Here is a 19,470-nt window from a genome sequence, read left to right as displayed (position 1 = left end):
CCTCTTGTCTCGCCGCAATTCCGGACGGAAAACCGCTTCGCACTTTTCCTGGAATTGCTTTAGCAGGCATGTCCCGGCGGCGGATGGCGTGCCGCCGGTCTCCGCCCTGCATGTCATGGATTGATCTACGCACATCAGAAGATGCGCCGGCGACAGAGTTACAGTCGCGACCGGCTTAGAGTATTTCCGTTATTCTTCGAATCGCGAAAATACTCTATCTCTTTGTTTTCACGCACTTCCGGACGCAAAAAACGCTATGCACTTTTGCTGGATTGCTCTAGCCGCGACGCCATCGCCCGTGCAATTTCCGCAGGGGCTTCGTCAGGAATGGCGAAGACGGAGCTGACGTTGATCTCGCAGAGGACGTAGGTGTCGTTGCCTGCAGTGTCTGGTGGCCCGTAAAGGAAATCGGCGTCCCAAATGATTGGCAACGACGCTGCTTCGATCCCAAGCGTCGACATCATTTCCGGCGTCCACTCGCTTTCCATCCTTGTCCTCAAGGTCTGGAACGGTTCTGCGGATGCTGGATGCATCATGCGTGGGCCGGGCTGAAGTGGTTCCCCACCAGGTCCTGACGGTGGCGTCACCAGCGCCTTGACCAACTGTTGTCCGAAGCCGACGACCCTGCTTCCAGACATGTAGCAGCGGATCATGCCCTCGGGCAGACGGGACTGAAACGGCTGATCGATGATGCAGCCGCCCTCGGTGAAGTAGGTGTCGCAGCGGGAAATGAAGTCTGAAAGATCGATGGTTTCAGGGACACTGCTTGATTTCGCTTCCAGCACACTGATCAAGGTCCCACCGCCGCGTGGGGCTCCGGTGAATTCGACCTTCCAGATACCTTGTCCGCCGTTGCCGCGGTTTTGCTTCAACACGCGCGGTCCGGCGGCCAGGAAGGTTGGAACGAACGCCTGGCGGAAGTCCGCGCCGGTGCGATAGAGACGTGTGTCGACGCCCCAGCCGATATGCCTGGTCTCGTAGAGCACTTCCTTGACCCCCATCTTGAGGATCACGTCCGGATGCGCACTTACAAATCGGCCGGCTTTCGCCACCTGCCGCAGAAGCGGATCGAGGATCTCTCTCGTCTTCCCATCATCGAGCGGGTTCACCCAGACAAGCACGGCGTCGACGGCAAGGAGCTGTTCGAGGACCTCGTCGGCGAGCTCTTCGTCGAAGACGGCCGGCTCCGGCGCAAAGCCGACTGCCGCGAGTTCTTCGAAGATCCGGTGGAAGCGGTTGTTCTGCGGCGTCGCCGCGCACCGGGCATCCCGGTCGCCGCGCCAGACGATGGCAATCCTTGAGGGCGAGTTCGTCATGGATGCACCTCCAACGACAGGCGATAGGCGAAGGCGCCTTGACCGAGTTTGCGTCCCTGCTGACAGCGGACGTCGATCAGCCTCTGGGCGCCTGATGTACCGACGATCAGATTCAGCTTGTCAGGTGTGATTTCAAGAAATGACGGCATGGCGCGTCCTCCGTTGATGCGGGTTCAAGGACGCGATTCTTCGGCCTTAGCCTCGTGGGGCGATCGCTGCCCCATGAGCCAAAACTCTCAAAGCAGGATCGCCCTGTCAAGCAGGCCGGCAAGCGAAGGCGCGGCCGAGGCCCGGAGCTTGCTGCCGCGATCGCCGCGCACCACGTGGATAGGCGGGCCGCCGGGCCATGAAATCGGCCAGCGAGGGTAGGATCGCAGACGCCGATGGATGGGCCTTCTTCGGCCGAGCCGAAACGCTGGACTGGTTCCAGCTGCGCCATGCCGACAATCGACGCGCAGTCTTTGCCTACGACCGTCTGGGCGCGCTGACCTCCTCCCGCTGGATCAATCCCTGAACGCCGGACGACCAAGCGTGAGCGCCAACCCGAAAACGCGATGAAGGCGGCCGGTTTGCGAGGCCGCCTCCTGTTTGATCAGGCCGTCCGCCTGACCATTCTCGCCACAGCGATGAGGATACAGGCTCCGATGAAGCCCGCGATGAGATAACCCAGCCATCCGCCAAGGACGACGCCGAAGAGCGACAGGATAAAGTTGGCGACGATGGCGCCGACAATACCCAGAATGATATTCATCAGCACGCCCATGTTGCTCTTCATGAGCAATTCGGCGAGCCAGCCGGCAATGCCGCCGATGACGATTGCGGCGATCCAGCCGATACCTGCACTTTCCATAGCAATTCCCCCTTGTGAATGATGAGCGGCCGGCGCGGGCAATCAGATCTCGCAGATCCAAGTTAAACCGATTGCCAAGCGACAAGACTGTAAATCTTTGCCGCGCCAGTTGGTTCCATAAGCACCCCAAAGCGCTCGCGTGCCCCTCCCCGATCTGCTTCAGGTCATTTGTCGGCTGCCGGCCAATCGTTCGCAGGCTCCTCTATGACGGCAACATCGTCGTCGGCAGGGTCGGGATCGCGCTCAAGGGCTGCGCGCAGATTGCCGATCTCCTTGATGATCGTATCGAAAACGTCCTGCTGCCTGGCCCCAGCCACAACGCAGTCGTCGACGAGATGCTCCAGCTTGGCGCGAAGCCCGACCTTCCAATTATTTTTGCTCATGACCTTTTCCTCCTCTGATCGATCCACACGGAGCATGGTCGCTCACATGTTCCTCCGCCTTTGATGGCGGGCGGCGGTTTCCGCGCGCAGGAGACAGCGATCGATTTGCTTCCCTGGCTGACGGTCGATCCTCGCCAAATCCTGTTGGGATGAGATCGCGGCGGGTAAGGTGCTCGCCTGGCATTTCGTTGCCTGCACCGAGAAATCGGAAAAACCGGTGCGTATACCATCTCCGTCACGTCCGATTGGCGCGCCGCGACCTCGGCGGATTAACCGATAGCCGCAGCAACGGTTCCGCCCGGCCTGGACTCTTTTGCCGGCATCGCAAAACCGTCTATTCTGCGAAGTTGCAAAAGTTGGGAAAACAAGTGTCGCTTCAATCGGGAACTTCGGCTTCCCGAACCTTTAGAATACGGTCGATAAGACCCCATTCCAATGCTTCTTCCGCCGTCATGAAGCGGTCGCGATCCATCCCGCGCTCGAAGTCTTCATAGGAGCGTCCGCAATGCTCCGCGTAGAGCCGCGTCATGCGCTGCTTGGTCTTCAGAATTTCTTCGGCATGAATCAGCATGTCGGAAGCCTGCCCTTGGAAGCCACCGGATGGCTGGTGAATGAGGATACTGGCATTGGGCAAAGCAGCTCTTCCGCCGGCCTCGCCTGCCATCAGCAGGAACGATCCCATGGAACGGGCTGTCCCCATGCAAAGCGTATGAACCGGCGCGCGGATAAAGCGCATGGTGTCGTACATGGCAAGGCCGCTGGTCACGGCGCCGCCCGGAGAATTGATGTAGAGATTGATCGGCTTGTTTGGGTTCTCGGCCTCGAGGAACAGCAACTGCGCGCAGACCAGAGCGGAAACGGTATCGTTGACCTCGCCATTGAGGAAGATGATGCGTTCGCGCAGAAGGCGGGAGTAAATGTCAAAGGACCGCTCCCCTCTGCTGGATTGTTCTATGACCATAGGGACGAGTTGCATCGCTTCGCGCATCGGCGAACTCCAATCTTCCAGAAATCAAAGGGGAGAGCTTGCCGCGTCAGGCGGCGAGCATGAGGGCCGGAGCGTTGTTGTTCGCGGCCGTTTTCGCCATCCGGTCAAGCCTCGTGTCGGTAAGCTCGTGGATAATACGCAGGCGGGTGCCGCCGGTCGCGTTCGGGACGATCGTGAACGTCACCGTGCTTTCAAGGAAAGGTGGAGCGTCGTCGCGCAGGCTGTAACGGACTTCCTCGCCAGGTGTGATCGTGGCTGGGGTGGGATCGGCTAAAGCGTCTTTCGGCAACCAGTTTTCCCGAAATTCCGGAATGCTGATTGCCCGCCAGACCTTTTGCGGCGGTTCATCCAGATCGAACTCCAGTTCGATGCCGCCTTTCTGCTCCTTGGCCTTTTGATCGTTCATTGGTCCATATCCTTCAGCAAGACCTTGAGAGCTTCGATGCGGGCAGGCCAGTAGGCGCGATATTTCGCCAACCACTGTGCGATGAGAGCCAGCCCCTCCGGATCGACTTCGTAATTCACGAAACGCCCCTGCCGTTCTTCCCTCACGAGCTTTGCGCTCCGCAAAACCGAGAGGTGTTGCGACATTGCCGGCTGGCTGATCTCCATGCCCTCACGCAGGGCGCTGGCGTTCATGCCGCCCGCCGCCAGCTTCTCGAATATCGCGCGGCGGGTCGGGTCAGCCAAGGCTCGGAAAATATCATTCTCGATCATGCCAACACATAAGCACACACTTATGCGATTCGCAAGTCTATTTCGCGATGGCTTCCGTTGTCGCGCAATCTCGTCCTGCCAGGACCATTTCTTGCACTCGCGGCGATCCCCGTAGCGGACCTGAAACATCGGCGACGACGGTTTAGGACCTTGGCAACGAAGGCGCGCAGATCGCCGAGCGACAATTCCGGGACTGCCATCTCCGCGCCGGGGCAGGTCCGACCACACGCCGAACTTTTCCAGAATCCAAGCCGCCAGGCCGACGGGGCTATCGGCCATTGCGACGCCGAGTGTCTGCGGACGCGTTCCCTGTTCATGGCTGTAGCCGCTCTCCCGTCCGAAATTGGCGGCGAAACGGGCGAGCCAATCCTCTTCCTCGGTCGTCGTCGGCCGCACATCGGCGGCCCTGATGGCGACCATGTTGAGGTGGATGCCGAGAACAGCTTCGGGGTTGCGATACGCCATGTGGATGGCGATGCCGGAGCCCCAATCACCACCTTCCACGGAATAGCGCGCCTCGCCGAACAACTCGACCATCAGCCCGTGAAACTGTTCAGCTATACGGATTGGCCCGGATATCGCGCGGATGGGATTGGAGAAGGCGAAGCCCGGCAGCGATGGGACGACCACATCGTGCCCGTCGGCGACGAGCGGCGCAATGAGGTCCTCAAACTCGATGAAGGAGCCGGGCCAGCCATGCACGCAGCCATGCGTGGAAGGGATGGAAATCTTGTTTTGCTGTTGTCTGGTGCAAGCGAAGGAAGTTCCCCTGATAGCCACAAACTCTACATCGCGCCGGACCAACGTTCGCCATTAAGCCATTCGCAAAAGCCGATGATCTTCCTATTGGTCAGGTACCAGATAGTCGGCAGACCCGACGCGCAGGCGAACCGGAAGCGTAAACTAAAACGCGCGCCCATCTGCGCTCAGGCGAAGCGATCGCGCGCCAGAAGATCCCCTATTCACATGATCTCTTCTTGCACGGCTTGGTAAATCGTCCTTACGCTGGGTTGAAAGCCGAGGCTACGCGCCAGCGAGGCGTCCACATGGAGATGCCAAGGGCTTTCCAGTGGCTCGGCGGAGGACTCCAGCTTTTGGCCGACCAACGCCGCGAGCTCATATATTGAACTCGACGCCTCATCGGAAATATTGACGATGCGACCGTCGAACACGCCGTCCAAGGCTAGTTTGACGGCCGTAGCGATGTCGCGATGGTGGATCGTGCTGATCCGCTTCGCCGGATGCCACCTGCCCGCGACCGCGTGCTTAGGCAGTTCTTCCAGATGCCCGTCCCCATCGCCGTAGACGAAGGGAAACCTCAGGATCGTCCAGTTGAGACCGCTGTCCCGCAATGCCTTCTCGGCAGCGAACTTACTTGCGGGATAGGCGAGTTTGGGATCGACCGCATCCTCCTCGCGCCCGGGATGAGCGCTGTCCGCGCCGTAAACGTTGCTGGTGCTCGCGAGGATGAAGCGCGCCTCGGACGCATGGTCCTTCGCCGCACCGACGAGATTTTGTGTCCCCTCCAGATTGCTCTTCCAGATCAGGTCGGCGTCCTGGGTACGGAAGACGGCAGCGAGATGGATGATATCTGTAACACCGTCAACCGCCTGCCCAAGCGTCGAACGATCGAGTAGGTCGCCCTCGACTGCCGTCACGCCGGCAGGAACGTCTTTTCCTCCGCGCACAAGGGCGCGACAATCCACACCTGCCTCGACGAGACGAGGCAGGAGGCGGGCCCCTACAAGGCCGGTCACGCCCGTTATCAAGACTGCCATACATCACTTCCTTTCTGTGAGCTGCTCGAGTCGCTCGGTGGCGGTCTTGAGAACCTCGACCGCTGCGGCGACGGCGTCGTCGTCCATGCCGTCGAACGCGATGCTGTGAATGACTGCCAGATCGGGCAGTTCGTCCCAGAGCTTGATGCCCGCCGCGGTCATCCGGAGCAGCTTTTGCCGCTGATCGACGCTATCCGGCACCTGCTCCACGAGCCCCTTGCGGACAAGCACGGCTATGACCGCGCTTAACGTCGCTCGCTCGACCTGGAGGATTTTCACCAGATCGCGCTGCATGATCGGTCCGTCATGCGCCAGATGGTAGAGAACGTACCACTGCGTGGCGCCGAGATCATGGGGGCGGAGCATCGCCTCCATCGCCGCGCGACCAGCGAGGTAGCACCGCTTCGCCCAAGCACCGACAGACCCGTAATGAGTTTCATTCGATTTGTTAGTCACCTGACAATAATGTCAGGCACCATACAAAATGTCAAGTCCGGCTTTCAGGGACCGTCAGCCGTGGGTGGCGAAGAAGACTGGACATCTGCGCCGTCGCAAATCTCCTGCAGACCGTCCTAAAACGCCGCAGGCCTGTGCTTCTGAGCGCGTCGGCTGTTGATCGACGATGTTGTTTTTCCGGAGATTTTGCGATCAACGGCGTTTGGGCGGCGTGTGGCCTCAACAGGGCGTTTCCAGGCGGTTCTGGTGCGTCGGTGCAAGAAGGCCCAGGTCGAGTACCTGGGTGCGCACTTCCTGTTCGACGATCAGCTTGTGCTTCACATCGATGGCAAGCTGGACATTGTAGCCGACGCCCACCTTCGTCATGCGCGCCATGGCGCGGGCATCCGGATCGGTCAGCGATATCTGGTCTTCGCCCGTGCGATCCAGTTCCTCCAGAAGCGCCTTGTGCCGGGCGCGCTTGTCCCTGATCGCCGCGATCTTCTCGGCGAGTTTGTCGTCTCCGCAGCCAGAAACGCCGCTTTTGCCGCCAACACGCTCTTCCTCGGCATCGCCGTCATCGAGGCGCTTCATGTAGTCAGCCAGCTTCTCGTCGGCCTCGCGCATGAACTTCGAAAGCACCGCGCGGGTGAAGTTGCGGTCTTTGTTGTTGACCGCCTTGATGCGCGTGCCATCGACCGCCAACAACTCCCGCCCGAAAAGGTCGAGCTGGCGGCAAAGGACGACAAACTCGCGGAACACCTTCCTGAAGGCCGAGCGGTTCACACGCCGAAAGGCGGCGATGGTGCGGAAGTCGGGCTTCAGACCCCGCAGCAGCCAGATCGCCTCGATGTTGCGATGCGCCTCGGCGTCCAGGCGGCGGCTGGATCGCACCCGGTTGATGTATCCGTAGATGTAGAGCTTCAACATGTCGGCCGGATCGAAGCCCGGACGTCCCGTCTCCTTCGCTGCAACCCGCTCAAAGCCGGCGCGGCAGCAAGATCGACGCCGTCCACGAAGGCCTCGATGAAGCGGACCGGATTGTCTGGTCCCACATAGTCGTCAACAACTTCAGGCAGAAGTAGAAGTTGCGAACGATCCGTTCCCGAAAGATGTGCCATGGCAAAACATACCATGGACGACTATTCTACGGAATCACACAGGACGCGTTCAGATCGTTTGCGAGATATTTGCGACTGTGACTCAGAGCCGTGGTTGGCCTGCACGGCGGGTACTATCGAAAGAGGCACATGCGTAATCTAGCTGCCGCTCTGGCAATCGCCACCTCCTATTTAGATCGACGTTCTGCGACCTCCACGGAGGATGGTGATATTGAGGTTTTGGAAGCTGTCGCCGCGGAGCTTCAGCAAGCTCCGTCGGACGAAAAGAACGCGTTGATCTCGGCTCTGGTTCACATCGGCAGAGCCGATCTCATTGACGGTTTGGGCCTGAAGTAGGTTCACGCGAGATCGCGCTCTGCTCGGGTTTTCGGACGGTCTGCCTGACTTTTGCGACACTCCGGTCTTTCCTGAAAGCGTTCGAGGATCCTTGCCGCAAAACTCTGTCGCAAAGTTGGAGTTTCGCGGCGGACTTTGCGGCGGTCAATGACCGGTTGTTGGGCCGAAAGCAGACCCATCGCCCCATCATCATCCCCCATCATCATCCAATGACGAAGGTAAACCGACGACCACCGATCCAGCCCGTGCCGCTTCCCTTCTCTCGCTTCGAAGAGCGAGTAAGGAGAAGGAGCCACTTTCGCCGTTACTGCGGTGAACATCCCTTCGCTCAACTTTGGCCTTGCCAGATCACAAAGGCTCCGCAAGCAGACCTGCCGCCAAGGCCTGAAAAGCCTCGACCGCCTTTGGCATCACGCTCTCTGGGTGTTCGCTCGCGGCGATCCAGAGGGCGGCATTGAGAGCCGCGCCGCTCAGCAATCGGGCGGCCGCCTCCGGGTCGAGCGGCTTGAGCATGCCTTGAGCGATCAGGCGCGCAACGGTGCTCCTGGTCACCTGCAGGCAATTATTCTGGCTCGGCCACTGCGAGGGATCGCCCAGCACCGCAGGTCCGTCGAGCAGAACGATGCGCTGGACTTCCGGGTTCAGCGCCATCTCGATATAGGCCGCACCCTCGGCGAGCAGGCCCTGCCAATCGCTGCCTGCGCGCGCCCCGATCTCTTGCGCGCGCACCGCCATCTCCGTGTCGATCTGATCGACCACCGCCGCCAGCAGCCCGCGTTTGTCTCCGAAATTGTGGTAGAGCGCGCCGCGTGTCAGCCCGACGTCGGCCGTCAGTTCGTCCATCGATGCTGCGGAGTAGCCCTTTTCCGCAAAGGTTTTACGCGCCGCCGCGATCAGCTTGGCGCGGTTTTCCTGCATCGTTTCGCTGCGTTTCCTTGCCATTCCATCCCTCAATATCATATACGAAGCGTATATGGACTTGACATACGATGCGTATCCCATACATTTCACATACGAACCGTATATCAAACGAGGCGCGAAATGTGAAGCAATACGTCGCGCTCAAGGGTCGTTGTCAACAATGAAGAGAGATCAGAATGACCCAACGCGAAGCAATCTTTCCGGCCGACAGGCACGCTCTTTACGAAAAGCACGGCTATTCCGCCGCGATCCGATCCGGTGATCTGCTGTTTGTGTCCGGACAGGTCGGCAGCCGTTCGGACGGGACTCCCGTACCCGATTTCGAAAGCCAGGTGCGGCTTGCCTTCGAAAACCTGAAGTCGACGCTGAGTGCCGCCGGCGCAACGCTGGATGATATCGTCGACGTCACCAGCTTCCACACAGACCCCGAAAACCAGTTCGGAACGATCATGGCGGTCAAGCAGGAGATGTTCAGCAAGCCGCCCTACCCTAATTGGACCGCCATCGGCGTCAACTGGCTCGCCGGCTTCGACTTCGAGATCAAGGTCATTGCCCGTATTCCGGGCAGTCACTGACATCGGCGGGCCGCATCCGTCGCCGCACGAAGCGCCCGGCAGAAGAGCGGCCCCGCCCTGCCACCTCCTGACCATTAGACAGTATCACAACTTTAAATTTAAAGATCCGATCTCACTCTCAGAAGCCTCCTGTAGGCGTGGCATGGATCACCGGATGTCCCTTCCATTGTTGTCTGCTTGCATTGGCCCGGCACGATAGAGAATAGTCCAACAGGCCGCCTGCCTTGCCATATATATAGAAAAATCAAGCACATGTTCTCCGGGAACAAAGATCGCCTCTGCGTGTTTTGACCGCAAGGATCTTCATCTGATCCGCAAAGTGGAGGAACCACGTATGAAGAAGATCGCCTTTGCGGCGACCATTCTCTGCGCGTCTACAGTTGCAGCCCTTGCCCAGACAACACCGGCTCCACCTGCGGATGGAGATATATCTACGGTTGTAATCCCAGACACCAAAAATCCGACTGCGCCCGTCGAGGGCGCCAACAGCCTTACCGAAGCTCAGGCGAAGGATCGTATTGCGGAAGCGGGTTACACCGAAGTCAAGAATCTCAAGCTCGACGACAATGGGATCTGGATGGCCTGCGGCATGAAGGACGGGAAAGCCGTCTCCGCCCTCGATTATCGAGGCAACATCGTCGCCAGGTAGCCCAAGGAGAAGCATGATGAGAACTGTAACCGGAGTTTTCGACGACTATTCGGACGCTCGCTCCGCCGTCACCAAATTGGAAGCGGCAGGTATTCCCTCGAACGACATCAGTATCGTCTCCAACAAGGCTGGCCGGGTCCATCGCTCCGGCGTTGCTGAGGATGCAGCGATCGGCGCCGGCATCGGCGCTGCCGTCGGTGGCGCCGGCGGCCTGCTCACCGGACTGGCCCTGATGGCCATTCCTGGTGTCGGAGCGGCGGTTGCCGCAGGCTGGCTCGCCGTGACTGCGGCCGGGGCTGTCGCCGGCGCCGTCACTGGCGGTGCGGTTGGTGGCCTGATCGGCGCCCTCACCGACTCGGGTGTTTCGCAAGACGATGCCCACCTCTATGCCGAAGGTGTCCGCCGTGGCGGCAGCCTGGTCACGGCCAAGGTCGACGACGCCCGCGCCTCCGAGGCGCAGGCCATCCTCCAGGGTTCGAACCGGGTCGACCCGGTCGGCGCCGGCGTGCCTATAACGAGCAGGGATGGACCCGGTTCGACGACGCGCCCGATCGCTACTCCCCCGAGCAGATCGCGCAAGAGCGCGACCGGTATCGGCGGACAGCCGTTTAATCGGCCTTGAGTTCAACCCTCCTTGCGCCTCGCGAGGAGAGTTGGCTGTCGGCCAGAGCACGCGAAACCGTCCCTATGCCGGCCCAAGAGAAGCTCTTGCGATGGAGTTTGCGGACGTTTGCCGCCGCCCTCGAGATTTGAGCAGGTTGGCGAAGATTTCAGATTTTCGAAGGGCCAAAAGAGCCTGCCGCCAAGGCCGAGGGTTTCGCCCGTGCTGAGCTGGCAGCTACCGCGGCCGGAGAGCCACTATATCGCGCCTGCTGGTACCAACCCGTCAAGAAATTCTTCGACGAGCGTGGCGGGGCTCCGGTTCCTATCCTGCTTATGAGCAAGACGTTCTGATCTTCAGATTTGGCGGCCGCAGCGCCGATGTTCTTATTGTGTTCAGGTGCGCGATACTCTATTCCTTTTCAAGATGGCTGACGTCATGGCAGCATGGACGGCGGTTGCGGCCCCTCAGCTAGGCCGACAATTCCAACGCTGCGGATCAAGAGCAACCGGGTTGGATGATTTCGGGGCCGGTGTTCTTCAGGCTGTCAACGCCCGTTCCGGTCGGCCACATGGTCATAAGCTCCGCCGGGTATGGCTTCATCAGGTCGGATGGATTTGGATCAGGAGATAGCCAGCGCTCATAATCCTTTTGACGGAGGATGACGGGCATTCGCTTACTGATGTTCGCCATCAACTCATTCGACGGGCAGGTGATGACAGCGAAGGTGCGGATATCGATGCCAGCCGGGTGACGCCAGACCTCCCAAATGCCGGCAAGAGCGAACAGAACGTCGGTCTTCATCGCGACAGCATAAGGTTGTTTGTCCCGGCCGCTGGCGTACTTCCACTCAAAGAAGCCATTGACTGGGATCAGGCAGCGGCGCGACCGATAGGCAGGTCCGGAAAGTCCATGCGTGGCAATGTTTTCGCAGCGAATATTGATCAATGGGAGACGCCGGTCGCTCGGTTTCATCAATGCGGGCACCAGGCCCCATACCGCCATTGCAAAGACCGGCGCCATGATATCCGTCTCCGGCCCTGCGTCTTGGATGATGATCGCGTAGACCAGCCGCGGCGCGCCGTTATATCGAGGGATGCGGTCAACCAAGCCGTCAAGGTCGCCTTGTCCGGCGAAAGCGAACCTACGCGCAAGCTCGTGAAGCGATTCCTTGATATAAACGCGACTACACATTCGACCATGCCATTGGGAACTACTTATTTAGATGTAATCCTGCCTCGGCAGGTCAAGGCAACAGAACCGTTCCCGTGCGGAACCGAACAATCGATACCCAATCCGGGGCAATTGCTTTTTAAGACGTTGCTGATGAAGTGGGAGGATCCGCCCCGTAATATTCCCTGTAATTCCGGAACCTGGTGTCAAACAACATCCGGCTTACAGGGCAGTCGCAAGCAGCTGGCGGCGCTCGCCGGCACGGAATGCTCGCTATGCTTCCGCTCCATGGTCCTCTTTTTGTGAATGGACCGGACCGGGCGCGAAGCGGTCGTCTACCTCGAGATCGCTAAACGACAGCTACGGACTGAAGGCGATCTAAACCCGGCTCGAGTCCTTGCGCGCCGCAAGGAGAGTTGTCCGTCGGCCAGAGGACGCTAGACGTGCGGACGTTTGCCGCCTCCCTCACCGCGTTGAATTGCCGGTTTCTTCGCTGACGCCGACCCGGTGACGATACACCATTTCCCAGCCTTTCCAGCCGTTGAACAGCAGCAGCGCAACGGCGATCAAAGACAGCGCCAGCCCGGTCGGCACGATGAAATCAGGGCCCTGTACGACCCGACGCCAAAGGCTGACGGCCTCGATCAGAACGAGGACGATGTTGCCGATCATGTGAAACCACGCAGCCCGCAAGCTGCGGATGCGGCTATCGCCGAAGAAGTCGGTCAATCCGGCGAGTGCCGCCAGTGCTGCCATGACGAGGCCGGCCGCCAGCATCCAGTTCGACGCCGCCGGCCAGAACGGGTCGCCGGACTGGCTGTGAAGGATATCGGTGACAAGCGTTCCGACGAAGAAGGCCACCGGGAACGGGATCAACATGGGATGGATCGGATGGCCGGCGATGCTCAACGTGCTTTTCGGGTTCATGTGCTCGCTCCGACGTGCTCAGCTTATGCGCTGTGAAAACAAACGGCGGCATGTTCGGTTCCCGGCTCGTCGGGGATGAAGGCAATTTCGAGCAGGTTTGCGAAGGCTTCAGGTTTTCCAGGGCTTATCGTTCATGACAACGACTTTGAGATCACGACTGAACCGCGATCGGGATCACGGCTGGCCGCGATCGGGATCACGGCTGGCCGCGATCGGGATCACCGACCCACGGGCCTGACGTCCTTCTGCTTGATCGTGTCAATGCCGGAGGCAGCTTCTGGGCTACCGCGCGACGATGGCATGCGGTCTGCCGGGGCGCGCGACCGGACGAACCACCTCAGATTCGGCCGGTCGATCAGCCGCTGGTACGCCTGCTCGGGGGACCCCATAGCAGCCGCCGGCGATCTCGATCGGCTTGTCGCGATCCAGGATGCGGACGTTGCCGCAGGGTCTTGGTGGGAGAGCGATCGCAATCTACAATCGATTATTGCCGACCGATTCAACCAAGAGGCTATAGAGCGGCTTTGCGGCATGTCACCTGCAAATGCTCTGGATCACTTATGTCGAGCTGGTCCCATGGTACCAATTTCTTGCTGCCAGGTCCTGCCGCCCCCAGGGCGGTCAGAACGGCGCGGCCAATGGCCAGGGCGGACAGCCGTTCAAAAAGGCCGTAAGCACCGAGGTGATACTCGATGACATAAAAATTCTCACCGCGTGCTTCTGCCCTGACCTCTTCCACACGCCCGACAGGCTTGCCGTCAAGGTCGTAGACCTGTTTGCCCAGAAGCAACTCGAGCTGGACCTCTTTCATGATTGCCCTCCCGGTATCCGGTTGATCACGTGCTGCTCCAGCCATTCCTGGCATCGCCCCAACGGCGTCACGCGTCGATCCACGTCCACTTCGATGTCGACACCCACGTCTCTCACTTTTGCCCATGGCACACGAAAAATCTCGGCCGCACCCTCTGCGCCTGCGGCCCTGCGAATCCAAAGCATCCAGCGATGGGGCCGGCGGCCCAGCCGCCGCGACAGTGTCAAACTGCCCATCTCAATGAACGCGACCTCGGGCGCGTTCCCATCAGACAGGGACAGGACGATCCCGTCTGCCTTACCGATACGATTTTGCTCTTTGTCAACCATTTGCTTGTCAAGAACGTCGCGGATCAGAAGCATATCATCCTCCGAATATTTGCAACGGAATGGTTATGAGAGCGACGATAAACGAGAGGCCGATGATGACCAGCACGGCAGTGTTACTGATCCATCCATTGCCATGATCGCCGACATAATTCCGATCGTTCATCAAAAACAAAAACGGAACCACGCCAAAGGGCAAGGCCAAGGCCGTGATCGCCATCGAAAAAATAGTGAGTTGGAGAGGATCGACCCCAATCGCGATCGGCATGAAGGCAACTGCGATGAAACCTGTATAGACGAGCGAGAAGGCCGGGTTGGTCCTCGGCTTGGCGTCTTCCGACCAGTTCCAGCCGAAACCCTGGGCAACCAGATAGGCCTGACCAAGGCTAGCTTCCAGCGCGGCGCCCAAGCAGGTGATGCCAAGCGAGGCTGCAAACAGGTAAAAACCCCATTTGCCCAAAGCCGGAGTCAAGATCGGCGCAATTTGGTCATACCCTTCGATGTCGGTGATGCCGCGCGGCGGGTAGGCGAGTGCCGCCACGATCAAGATTGCGGCTGCGATGACGGCGCCAAAGCTCATGCCGAGCGTCGAGATTACGCGATTGGCGCCAAAGAAGCTCTTGTCCCATTTTTCTTCGATTGCGCCTGACGAGTAGAACAGGAACAGGAACGGAGCGATGACGGCACCGAGAATGCTGACGGCAATGAATCCATAGTGCAGCGGCTGTTTGTCTGGCAGCGTCGGCACCAGACCTTTGGCCACCTCCAGCCAGGGCGGATCCATGACGAATACCCCGACCACGAAGCACAGCGCTACCAGGCCCAGTATAGCGACGCCGTCCTCGATCATGCCGAACGTGCCCTTCCAGAGCAGAAGCCACACGATGAAGGCGACAGGCAAGGCCCACCACTGATAGTCCACGCCACTGACGAACTGCAATGCCAGGGTAACGCCGCCGATCTCCGACGCCAGGACGAGAAGATTGACGATCGAAACGATCAGCAGCGTGAGCAGAAAATAGTTCGATCCAAATCGCTCTCTCATTCCATCCGCAACGGTGTGGTGGCTGGCGATGGCAAATCGCCCGGACATTTCGATCAGGAAAATGAGGCAGACTGTACCAATGGCAATGGCCCAAAGCAGGCTGAATCCATATGCTGCGCCGGCCTGGGCCGAGGTCGCAATCTGACCGGTTTCGATAAACCCTCCGACGCTGGTTACGATTCCAAGTGATATCTGAAGCAGCTTTTTCATCCGCCCGCTCCAAGGGTCGAACGCTGTTCGGCCTGATAGCGGTGGAGCTCGGCGATGTGCTGGTGCCCCTGTTCAAGGCGGCCATGGCCAATCTCGTCATGCGCCGCAGAGATCAATCCATTCAGCATGACGACGGCAGCTCTGGCGTGGGCGGTTCGCGCCGTTTGCGGCAGCTGTGATGCGATATCGGAGATCTCCGTCTGGCATTTCTCGACTGCGAGATCGGTGAAACCTTCTGGAACATTTTTAGCGATGCGGGCATCGAGGATCATTTCGGCGCTGGCACTCCAGGAGAGGATCTGCTGCATTTGCTTATCGAACCGCTCATTCTCGTTCGTGCAGGAGACGAGGGACAGCGATAGAAACGCCGATAAAGCTATTTTCCAAAATGGAGGAAACCTGCCTCGCCTCTTATGCCGCGAAAGTTGTGATATCGAAGCTTTTGCAACGTCGGTAGAGCTGCTCCGCAACAAACACTGGATCAAAATGCATCTCCTCACTGCAAACAAGGCAATGTCATAAAATTTCGATCATCAACTAACCCGCTATCGATCGTCTAAGTTCCAAATTTGTGCGCAAGCGCAGGGGGCACCTTTGGGTGGGGCCGCCGAGCAGATGCTGCGGAGGTTGCCGAACTAAGCGGTCGTGAGAACGCGTACATCTCCCTTGCGACCCACGACGTCTACGACGACCTGTCGGCCGGATCGGCGAATGGCGACGTCAGCGGATCCGGAGCCAACCATAAGATGCCGCAGGGTGATCTCATCCAGGAATGCCGGCAGGCGCGGCTGGTTGAAGCTGATCTGTGAGGCGTTCGGGTCGAAATCCAGGCCGAGGCACGATTGCAGCAACGACAAAGGCGCTGAGGCGGCCCAGGCCTGGGGGGAGCACGCCACGGGATAGAAGGTCGGTCCATGCGACCGCCGTTGGGAAAAACCGCAGAACAGCTCGGGAAGCCCGCGTAGATCGATATAGGTCGAGGCTGCGAACAGACCTTCAAAGATCTGCGCTGCTGCTGCCTTGAAGCCGTAGCGCGCAAGCCCCATGGCGATCAGACTATTGTCGTGCGGCCAGATCGAGCCGTTGTGGTAGCTCATCGGGTTGTAGCGCGCCTCGGTGGCGGGAATGGTGCGAATGCCCCAGCCGCAGAAGGACGAGGCGTTCATCAAGGTGCGAACCACCTGTTCGGCTCTTTCGGGGTAGGCAATGCCGGTCATGAGAGCATGGCCGGCATTCGAAGAGCGAACCCGACAGGCTCGCTTGTCTCCGTCCAGCGCCAGCACGAACGTACCGAGTTCCTCGTCGAAGAAACGGCGGTCGAAAGCACGCCGCAGCGCTTCTGCCTTCGCCAGCAATGTCGCCGCGCGCTCGGGCCGGTGGAGCCGGCGGAATATCTCCGCGCCCGCTTGCCACGCGCCATAGACATAGGCCTGTACCTCGGCAATCGCGATCGGCCCTTTGGCGAGTGTCCCGTCCGCATGAAAGACCGAATCGTGGCTGTCCTTCCAGGCCTGGTTGATCAAGCCCTCCAAGGTCTGGCGCCCGTATTCGACGAAGCCGTCATCGTCGCGGTCGCCATATTCGTCGATCCAGGTCAGCGCCGCCTCGATATGCGGCAGAAGCTGATGAAGGGTCGCCGTGTCACCGGTGCGGTCCAGGTAGCTGCCCGCCAGCATGACAAACAGCGGGGTCGAATCGACGCTGCCGTAGTAACGGCGGAACGGAACTTCCCCCAGCTCGGCCATTTCACCGAAGCGAACCTCATGGAGGATCTTGCCGGGTTCGGCATCCGAAGCGGGATTGATCTCGGTCGCCTGGTTGGCGGCGAGATGGCGAAGCACCCCCTTTGCGATGGCTGGATCCAGCCAGAGCGTCTGCAGCGCGGTGATGATCGCATCGCGGCCGAACACCGTGCTGAACCACGGCGTCCCGGCATAAGGGTACGGCCCTTCAGGCGTGTCGGTGATCAACATGTAAAGGTCGGACACGCTTCGCCGCGCAAGCTGATTGAAGATCTGGTTGGAACTCGAGACCGATGCCGTCCTTGCCATCGACGATCGCAATGCCCGTCGAGCATCGCGCATGGCCAGGAAAAAGCCGTTGACGCGGCGATCCTTGTCCGAACGGTCGCAGTCGATCTCGATGAAGATCGAGCGACTGCCGCGCGCGCTCAAGTGGAGGTCGTAGACCGCCAGATCCGGTGCGAGTTCATCGGGAGCCGGATCGAACGAGACGCGGGTTGTCCGTGTTTTTCCATCGAGGCCGATATAGGACAGAAGGACGCTTCCATCTTCGATGACGGCCGGCAGGCTACGGCCTCTTTTTGCCCGCACGGTGCCTCGCACTTCGAAGAGGTCGGCAAAGTCCGAAAAGAATTGCAGCTTCATCCGCAGGTGATGATCGCTGTCGTCATAGTTCGTCACTGCCAGGCGCTCATAACAACGCCCCGCCCATAGAAAGCGTGTCCTTCGAATATGGATGAGATCATGCTCGAGACGCAGCTTTCCATCTTTGCCAAGGAAGTCCGGGTTTGTGAGATCGCAGGTGAGCGTGGCGTTGTCGTCGCGCAATGTCGACGACAGCAGCATCGGACGCCTATCCTCGAGCGTCAGGTAGAGATGCGAAAGATATCGCGTGTCGCGGTGAAAGAGCCCGTCGGGACTTCCTGGTCCGGAAAGAGCATCGCCATTGTGGTCGAAGACCGCGAATGTATCGCCATGCTTCAGTGTACGTGGTTGCCGTTCCTGCAGCGACGCGGCAGCGGGAATGAAGAACTGCGCTATCGGCGCCACTTGTTTCATTGCGGCGGGATTTGGATTGCCGCCTGCCGATGTCGTCATTGTCGCCTCCGGTTTTTATGCCACAACCTGGCCAATGGATATCTCAGGGTTCGGGCGCCGGCGGTGCGCGGCTTTTGCGCAAAATCCGTGCAGCTGGCCGTAGACCGCGAGATAGTCTCTTGCCATACGTCCCGCAGTAAAGCGTCGCTCGAAGTTCGCCCGCACCTTGCGTCGATCAAGCTGCAGTGCCCATTCGACGTTCTCGACAGCTTCGGCAACGGTATCGACCAAAATTCCCGAGATCCCGTCGTCGATCACCTCCGGGACCGAGCCGCAGCGGAAGGCCAGAACCGGTGTGCCGCAGGCCATCGCCTCGATCATCACAAGCCCGAAGGGCTCAGGCCAGTCGATCGGGAAAAGCAACGCGCCGGCATTGCCCAGGAAGTCCGCCTTCTGATGATCGTTGATCTCGCCGATGAACTCAACGTTCGGATGGCTCATCACCATCGGCTGAATTGCCGTTTCCCAATAATGTTTGTCGGCATTGTCGATCTTGGCGGCGATCTTCAGCGGCATGCCGACCTTGGCGGCGATTTCAATCGCCCGGTCAGGCCGCTTCTCCGGAGCGATCCGTCCGAGGAACGCGAGGTAACCGCCCGCCGGCTTTTCCGTGAAAGACAGGAGGCTAGCGGGCAGGCCGTGATAGACCGTCCCCAACCAGTTGACCGGCGGCATTGGGTGGCGTTGGTCATTGGAGACCGATACCAGGGGAATATCCGGAAACGCCTTGTAGAAAGGCCAGAGATCAGGCAGGTCGAGCCGCCCATGCAGCGTTGTTACGGTGCGGTCGGCAAAATGTCGGATCAGCGGGAAATGCAGCAGATCGACATGAAAATGCAGGACATCGAATTCGGGCGCGCGCCTGCGGATTTCCTCAAGCATAAGGATCTGGTGCGGCAGGTGGTCCTTGATGGCGGGATTTAGCCTCAGGGCAACGTTCGAGCACGGCACGAGGCGGGCATCGGTAACGGAATCACCGCTGGCAAACAGCGTCACATCGTGGCCTTGGGCCACCAGCTCTTCGGTAAGATACGAAACAATCCGCTCGGTTCCCCCGTATAATTTCGGCGGAACACTTTCTGCAAGCGGGGCAATCTGAGCGATCTTCATCGGCAAAATCTCCTCAGGTGAGCAGAGAGTCGACCGCAAAAATCGGGGCCGCATACTAAAAGGCATGCGGCAGTTGAATCCTAAATTTGCAACGGCTGCTTCCTGCGTCCTCCTTTCCAGTAGGCCTTCCCAGTCCCATCAGGACTTCATTTTGCCGAACTCAGCGAGCGTGTTTTGGTTCCGGCGCAATGGCTCGCTAGCTGGTCTTCCTCCGCAACAGCGCGTCGCTTTCGCAGGCAGCCGCCGACGTCGTCTTCGAAGTGTGGTCATTGCGAACGCAGGGAGCCCGGTCGAACCGCTCGGCAATTGCGGATGGCTCCAGGGCGTTGAACGCCTACCAGGACATCTACTTTCAACC

At 59.5% G+C, this 19,470-nt stretch carries 23 protein-coding genes and 4 pseudogenes; 5 read left to right on the top strand and 22 right to left on the bottom strand.

All coding sequences use genetic code 11. The annotated features are described in order from the left end of the window. Positions 1-254: 254 nt before the first annotated feature. Together N1937_RS04195 and N1937_RS04190 are read right to left on the bottom strand one after the other, a co-directional pair. Positions 255-1,316 carry a Cj0069 family protein gene (locus N1937_RS04195; RefSeq protein ID WP_222387342.1) on the bottom strand — a complete coding sequence of 354 codons (1,062 nt, stop codon included), beginning with the start codon at positions 1,314-1,316 and terminating at the stop codon, positions 255-257. Further along, positions 1,313-1,465, bottom strand: coding sequence for a hypothetical protein (locus tag N1937_RS04190; RefSeq protein ID WP_222387343.1), 153 nt, complete (start codon positions 1,463-1,465; stop codon positions 1,313-1,315). Before N1937_RS04190 ends, N1937_RS04195 begins: the two co-directional genes overlap by 4 nt. A 115-nt stretch (positions 1,466-1,580) precedes the next feature. On the opposite strand from N1937_RS04190, the pseudogene N1937_RS04185 reads away from it, so the two are divergent. Next, positions 1,581-1,830, top strand: a pseudogene (locus tag N1937_RS04185) (pyridoxamine 5'-phosphate oxidase family protein); the annotation flags it as partial. A 78-nt stretch (positions 1,831-1,908) separates the two neighbouring features. Here the strand turns inward: N1937_RS04185 and N1937_RS04180 are convergent. The 9 genes and pseudogenes from N1937_RS04180 to N1937_RS04140 all read right to left on the bottom strand — a co-directional run bounded on the left by N1937_RS04180 (position 1,909) and on the right by N1937_RS04140 (position 7,397). Next, positions 1,909-2,166 carry a GlsB/YeaQ/YmgE family stress response membrane protein gene (locus N1937_RS04180; RefSeq protein WP_017963287.1) on the bottom strand — a complete coding sequence of 86 codons (258 nt, stop codon included), beginning with the start codon at positions 2,164-2,166 and terminating at the stop codon, positions 1,909-1,911. A gap of 164 nt (positions 2,167-2,330) precedes the next feature. Continuing rightward, positions 2,331-2,549: a hypothetical protein gene (locus N1937_RS04175; protein WP_170278660.1), complete on the bottom strand. Its 219-nt coding sequence runs from the start codon at positions 2,547-2,549 to the stop codon at positions 2,331-2,333. Between the two features lie 376 nt (positions 2,550-2,925). Further along, positions 2,926-3,537: an ATP-dependent Clp protease proteolytic subunit gene (locus tag N1937_RS04170; protein ID WP_162118189.1), complete on the bottom strand. Its 612-nt coding sequence runs from the start codon at positions 3,535-3,537 to the stop codon at positions 2,926-2,928. 46 nt (positions 3,538-3,583) lie between these two features. Further along, complete coding sequence (locus tag N1937_RS04165) at positions 3,584-3,943, bottom strand: SRPBCC family protein (RefSeq protein WP_260057547.1); 360 nt, start codon at positions 3,941-3,943, stop codon at positions 3,584-3,586. After that, a complete protein-coding gene (locus N1937_RS04160; RefSeq protein WP_003546150.1) occupies positions 3,940-4,254 on the bottom strand; it encodes an ArsR/SmtB family transcription factor in 315 nt (104 codons plus the stop codon). Before N1937_RS04160 ends, N1937_RS04165 begins: the two co-directional genes overlap by 4 nt. A gap of 396 nt (positions 4,255-4,650) precedes the next feature. Then, positions 4,651-4,956 (bottom strand): annotated as a pseudogene (locus N1937_RS04155) (alpha/beta fold hydrolase); the annotation flags it as partial. Between the two features lie 260 nt (positions 4,957-5,216). Beyond that, positions 5,217-6,032, bottom strand: a complete 816-nt coding sequence (locus N1937_RS04150; protein WP_260057546.1) for an NAD-dependent epimerase/dehydratase family protein — start codon at positions 6,030-6,032, stop codon at positions 5,217-5,219. Positions 6,033-6,035: 3 nt separating this feature from the next. Continuing rightward, positions 6,036-6,398, bottom strand: a complete 363-nt coding sequence (locus tag N1937_RS04145; RefSeq protein ID WP_260057545.1) for a MarR family winged helix-turn-helix transcriptional regulator — start codon at positions 6,396-6,398, stop codon at positions 6,036-6,038. Between the two features lie 309 nt (positions 6,399-6,707). Next, entirely contained in the window at positions 6,708-7,397 is a 690-nt protein-coding gene (locus tag N1937_RS04140) for a transposase (protein WP_260057544.1), read from the bottom strand. Positions 7,398-7,717: 320 nt separating this feature from the next. On the opposite strand from N1937_RS04140, the gene N1937_RS04135 reads away from it, so the two are divergent. Then, entirely contained in the window at positions 7,718-7,924 is a 207-nt protein-coding gene (locus N1937_RS04135; protein ID WP_260057543.1) for a hypothetical protein, read from the top strand. Positions 7,925-7,926: 2 nt separating this feature from the next. Here N1937_RS04135 and N1937_RS04130 read toward each other — a convergent pair whose 3' ends face one another. Both N1937_RS04130 and N1937_RS04125 read right to left on the bottom strand, forming a co-directional pair. Further along, entirely contained in the window at positions 7,927-8,244 is a 318-nt protein-coding gene (locus tag N1937_RS04130; RefSeq protein ID WP_260057542.1) for a hypothetical protein, read from the bottom strand. A 28-nt stretch (positions 8,245-8,272) separates the two neighbouring features. Then, a complete protein-coding gene (locus N1937_RS04125; protein WP_260057541.1) occupies positions 8,273-8,884 on the bottom strand; it encodes a TetR/AcrR family transcriptional regulator in 612 nt (203 codons plus the stop codon). Between the two features lie 137 nt (positions 8,885-9,021). On the opposite strand from N1937_RS04125, the gene N1937_RS04120 reads away from it, so the two are divergent. The 3 genes and pseudogenes from N1937_RS04120 (at position 9,022) to N1937_RS04110 (ending at position 10,681) form a co-directional block, all read left to right on the top strand. Continuing rightward, the gene (locus N1937_RS04120; RefSeq protein WP_260057540.1) at positions 9,022-9,420 is read left to right on the top strand and encodes a RidA family protein; all 399 of its coding nucleotides are present in this window, start codon (positions 9,022-9,024) and stop codon (positions 9,418-9,420) included. A gap of 334 nt (positions 9,421-9,754) precedes the next feature. Next, positions 9,755-10,069 (top strand): PepSY domain-containing protein, encoded by a 315-nt coding sequence (locus N1937_RS04115; RefSeq protein ID WP_260057539.1) that lies wholly within the window; start codon positions 9,755-9,757, stop codon positions 10,067-10,069. Positions 10,070-10,085: 16 nt separating this feature from the next. Further along, positions 10,086-10,681: pseudogene (locus N1937_RS04110) on the top strand (general stress protein). Between the two features lie 487 nt (positions 10,682-11,168). Here N1937_RS04110 and N1937_RS04105 read toward each other — a convergent pair. The 9 genes and pseudogenes from N1937_RS04105 to N1937_RS04070 all read right to left on the bottom strand — a co-directional run bounded on the left by N1937_RS04105 (position 11,169) and on the right by N1937_RS04070 (position 19,112). After that, positions 11,169-11,864, bottom strand: coding sequence for an SOS response-associated peptidase (locus N1937_RS04105; protein WP_017963273.1), 696 nt, complete (start codon positions 11,862-11,864; stop codon positions 11,169-11,171). Positions 11,865-12,308: 444 nt separating this feature from the next. Continuing rightward, a complete protein-coding gene (locus N1937_RS04100) occupies positions 12,309-12,770 on the bottom strand; it encodes a DUF2231 domain-containing protein (RefSeq protein ID WP_162118194.1) in 462 nt (153 codons plus the stop codon). A gap of 344 nt (positions 12,771-13,114) precedes the next feature. Further along, a pseudogene (locus N1937_RS31510) lies at positions 13,115-13,214 on the bottom strand (Crp/Fnr family transcriptional regulator); the annotation flags it as partial. A gap of 67 nt (positions 13,215-13,281) precedes the next feature. Further along, positions 13,282-13,581: a PRC-barrel domain-containing protein gene (locus N1937_RS04095; RefSeq protein WP_260057538.1), complete on the bottom strand. Its 300-nt coding sequence runs from the start codon at positions 13,579-13,581 to the stop codon at positions 13,282-13,284. Next, positions 13,578-13,943, bottom strand: a complete 366-nt coding sequence (locus N1937_RS04090) for a hypothetical protein (RefSeq protein ID WP_222282078.1) — start codon at positions 13,941-13,943, stop codon at positions 13,578-13,580. The genes N1937_RS04095 and N1937_RS04090 overlap by 4 nt, the downstream gene beginning before the upstream one ends. Position 13,944: 1 nt before the next feature. Beyond that, positions 13,945-15,162, bottom strand: a complete 1,218-nt coding sequence (locus tag N1937_RS04085; protein ID WP_170261928.1) for an Nramp family divalent metal transporter — start codon at positions 15,160-15,162, stop codon at positions 13,945-13,947. Next, a complete protein-coding gene (locus N1937_RS04080; RefSeq protein ID WP_260057537.1) occupies positions 15,159-15,647 on the bottom strand; it encodes a hypothetical protein in 489 nt (162 codons plus the stop codon). The genes N1937_RS04085 and N1937_RS04080 overlap by 4 nt, the downstream gene beginning before the upstream one ends. Positions 15,648-15,797: 150 nt before the next feature. Then, positions 15,798-18,002 carry an amylo-alpha-1,6-glucosidase gene (locus tag N1937_RS04075; protein WP_260057536.1) on the bottom strand — a complete coding sequence of 735 codons (2,205 nt, stop codon included), beginning with the start codon at positions 18,000-18,002 and terminating at the stop codon, positions 15,798-15,800. A 15-nt stretch (positions 18,003-18,017) separates the two neighbouring features. Beyond that, positions 18,018-19,112: a glycosyltransferase family 4 protein gene (locus tag N1937_RS04070; protein WP_170278648.1), complete on the bottom strand. Its 1,095-nt coding sequence runs from the start codon at positions 19,110-19,112 to the stop codon at positions 18,018-18,020. Positions 19,113-19,470: the final 358 nt, after the last annotated feature.

Source organism: Rhizobium sp. WSM4643 (assembly GCF_025152745.1).
GTDB lineage: Bacteria > Pseudomonadota > Alphaproteobacteria > Rhizobiales > Rhizobiaceae > Rhizobium > Rhizobium leguminosarum_I.
This window is presented reverse-complemented; position numbering and strand designations above follow the sequence as displayed.